The sequence below is a fragment of the Bowmanella sp. JS7-9 genome (assembly GCF_004329715.1).
In the GTDB taxonomy this organism is placed as follows: Bacteria; Pseudomonadota; Gammaproteobacteria; order Enterobacterales; family Alteromonadaceae; genus Pseudobowmanella; species Pseudobowmanella zhangzhouensis.
Window position 1 is genome coordinate 1 of sequence record NZ_JXSY01000028.1, and the last position, 3,769, is coordinate 3,769.

Annotated in this window: 3 protein-coding genes; all 3 read right to left on the bottom strand. The window is 50.9% G+C overall.

The genetic code is table 11. The features are described 5' to 3' along the window. Positions 1–40: 40 nt before the first annotated feature. Positions 41–1,423 carry a pitrilysin family protein gene (locus TK45_RS15240; protein WP_131259709.1) on the bottom strand — a complete coding sequence of 461 codons (1,383 nt, stop codon included), beginning with the start codon at positions 1,421–1,423 and terminating at the stop codon, positions 41–43. Then, on the bottom strand, positions 1,407–2,741 hold the full coding sequence (locus TK45_RS15245) for a pitrilysin family protein (RefSeq protein ID WP_131259710.1): 1,335 nt from the start codon (positions 2,739–2,741) through the stop codon (positions 1,407–1,409). The genes TK45_RS15240 and TK45_RS15245 overlap by 17 nt, the downstream gene beginning before the upstream one ends. Before the next feature lie 121 nt (positions 2,742–2,862). Further along, positions 2,863–3,769 (bottom strand): efflux RND transporter permease subunit (locus TK45_RS15250; RefSeq protein ID WP_131259711.1); only part of this gene is annotated, 907 nt, incomplete at its 5' end.

Below are 3,769 nucleotides of genomic sequence, written 5' to 3' on the forward strand. Positions count from 1 at the left end.
AGGAGCCACACGGCTCCTTTTCTACGCTACGTGTGCAGCTTTATAGTTTGATTTGCTCAGCGCTAATATCACGCTCAGTCAACTGACCATATTTGCTTACCACCGGTTTGACCTCAGCAGCATTGCCTATCACCACAAATTGCAGATTTTCTTTAGGGAAATACTGCTTAACTAACTCGGCTGCTTTTTTCGTATCCAGCGCGTTAACCTGTTCATTGAAGGTATTGATAAAACGCTCATCAAATCCATAAATGAACATATCGGCTAACAGGCTACGCAATGACGATGCCCGCTCATAGCGCGGAGGAAACTGACCTTTTACATAGGCTTTGGCCGACTCCAGCGTGGCACTATCGATCCCTTGCTCCCACAAACGCGAGTAAGTTTTCAGCGCCAGATCCATGGCCGCTTCTGTCGTGGCTGTCTGGGTAAAGGTACTGATATAGAAACTTCCCGCTTTGGAATAAGCACTGAAACCTGAACGTGCGCCGTAGGTCAGCCCTGCATTCACCCGTAACTCATCGTTGAGCCACGAAGTAAAGCGTCCACCCAAAATGGTATTGATAACCGACAACGCCACATAATCAGGGTTGCTGCGGGAAATGCCCGGCCCACCAATCATAAACGTACTTTCACGTGCATCGCCTTTATTTACCAGTAATACGCGGGCTTTGGTCGGCGCGCTCAGCACAGCCGGAACATCAAACGCAGCGGTTTTACCCTGCCATTTGCCAAACAGCTTACGCAGGCTGGCTGCCATGGTTGTACTGTCAAAGTCTCCCACAACGCTAATGGCAGCGTTATTCGGCTGATACCAGGTGTTATAAAACGCTTTGATATCCTCCAGTGACATGGCTTTAACACTGGCAATACTGCCACTGACTTCATTGCCATAGGGATGGTCGCCAAACATCAGCTTGTTGAAGTAATCATTGATCACCGCCTTGGGGCTTTCCTGCGCTTGTTGCAGACCAGCCAATTGGCGCTGTTGATAGGCGTTAAACTCGTCAGCGCTGAAGGTCGGCTTCAACAACGCGTCAGCCAGTAAACCCAGCACTAAATCTGTGTCTTTGGCCATAAAGGACGCATTCACCACGCTGCCTTCCAGACCGCTACCTGAGCTAATACTGGCGCCGACGAAGTCGAGCTTGGCCTGAAATGCTTCGCGGTTCAGTGTGCCACTGCCCAACAACAAGGCGGATGCGGTCATCTCTGCCTGTCCGGCTTTATCATCCTGTACCGCACCTGCTTTGACGACGACACCGGCACTGATGAGCGGCACTTCATGCTGTTCCATCAGATAAACGGTCAGGCCATTTTCCAACGTTAGCTTTTCATATTTAGGCAGGCTGAATTCGGCCGCCTGCACACTGCCTGCTAATAAACAGACGACTGAAAATAATGTTTTACCAATCCTGTTCATTGCTATCTTCCTTACTGTCCAATACACCAACGGTACGGTTTGCTTTGCGTAAATAGGTTTTTGCCACACGCTGAATATCGGCGGTGGTGACCTTGTTAAGTTGTTCAGGCAAGTTAAACAACGCTTTGTAGTCGCCAAAAAACACCTGATAAGTACCAATGGTGTTGGCTTTACCATTAATGGTTTCCATCTCGCGATAGAAATTGGCCAACTGCGCATTTTTCACTTTCTGTAACTCTTGCTCACTGACCCCGTTTTGAATGATGCCGTTGATTTGCGCCAGCATGCCTTTTTCCAGCGCGTCAGCCGATACGTCCTGCGCCGCGACCCCGTATACATAAAACAGATTCGGGTCGAAAGACTCAGGCATGTAGGTAAAAACATTGGTGGCAAGTTTCTGATCGAACACCAGAGACTTATTCAGGCGAGCGCTATCTCCACCAGCCAGAATCTCACTGAGCATTTGCAAAGCGTAATAGTCTGCGTGACCGGTCTGTGGAATGTGGTAGGCCAACAGCAGGTTTGGCGTAGACACTGATTCTTTTTGCACATAGGTGCGGCGCTCACCCAATTGCTTGGGTTCGACCGTTACCACTGCGCGAGGTACTGGTTGCGCAGGAATCGGCCCAAAATATTGCTGTGCCAGTTTTTTCACTTCTGCCAGTTTAACCGCACCGGCAATCACCACCACGGCATTATTCGGTGCATAGTAGGTTTTGTGATATTGGCGCAGGTCTTCCAGCGTCCAGCTGGCAATATCCGACTCATGACCAATCACCGACCAGCTGTAAGGGTGAGCGCGAAACGCTACGCCTTTTACTTCCTCATGCAGGGTGCGGAAGTTGGAGTTTTCCAGCCCGGTACGACGCTCAGACGCCACCACACCGCGCTCACTCTCTACCATGTCTGCATCGATGGCCAAATTCTCAATACGGTCCGCTTCCAGATCAAACATCAGTTCCAGTGCATCGGCTGGAAACCAGTCTGTATACACAGTCAGGTTTTCCGAGGTGTAGGCGTTGTTTGCGCCACCGGCGGCTTCCATAGTGCGGTCAAATTGCTTCGGACCGTATTTTTTCGCACCGTTGAACATCATATGCTCGAAAAAGTGCGACAGACCGGTAATGCCCGGATATTCGTTGCGAGACCCGACCTTGTAGAACAGGTACATATTGGCGTTAGGAATAGAGTTATCCTCCAACACCATAATGGTCATGCCATTATCCAGCGTGAACTGTTTTACGTCCTCAGCCTTGGTTGCCTGTGCATGGTGTGCACTGAACAACAGACTAAGAAGCAGCAGTGTGAATTTTTTCATTATTATGCTCCCAGAGTAAGCGCCCGAGTTTACGAACAAACGCCTGGAGTTAACACCTTGAATTTGTAACCAAACTTAATAAAAAAGGCGCCGATGGCGCCCTTTTCGTTACTTGAGTAGGTCACTTCCGGTAACTGACTTTAAATAACAAGCTGTACAGCACCGGCACTGCCACCAGTGTCAGTATGGTCGCAAATGTCAGGCCGCCCATGATGGTCACCGACATATCCGCGAAGAAGGCATCTGTCAGTAATGGCGCCATGCCAAGAATGGTCGTGACCGCCGCCAGTGCCACCGGGCGCAAACGACTGGCGGTAGCATCCAGAATCGCATCATGGATCGGTTTCCCTTCTTCTACCTGCAGGTCAATTTCTTCCAGCAACACGATGGCATTTTTAATCAACATGCCGAACAAACTCAAAAAGCCCAGCAGTGACATAAACCCAAACGCCATATCGGTCGCCAGCAAGCCGGCCACGACACCAACGACTGCCATTGGCACCACAGCCCAAATAATCAGAGGTTGACAGGCCCGGCCAAACAGCAGCACGGACACAATAAACATCACCAAAAAGCCGGCAGGTAAGCCCTGTCCCAGCGCTTTTTGAGCATCACCTGAGCTTTCAAACTCACCGCCCCATTCCAGCTTGTAACCAACAGGCAGTGGAATCGACTCAATCGCCGGTAAAATACGCAGCCGTGCTTTACTGGCCGTTTCACCCGCGCCTGGTTCCGCCCAGACGGTAATGGTTGGCACTCGGTTACGACGCTGAATTTGTACTTCTTCACTCCCCAGAGTCAGACCCGCAGAGATCTGCCGAAACGGCACATAACGCCCCTGCTGTGAACTCCACACCTGACTGTTGGCAATCGCGTCTAATTGCGACAGCTCGGCGCGCGCCGCCATCTTGGCGCGGATCGGATAGGCATAATCACCATCATACAACTGCCCCAATTTAAGCCCGTTAGTGGCATATTCGATGGTATCGCGAAAATCGGCGCGGCTGACGCCCGCCGTACCGGCGGCC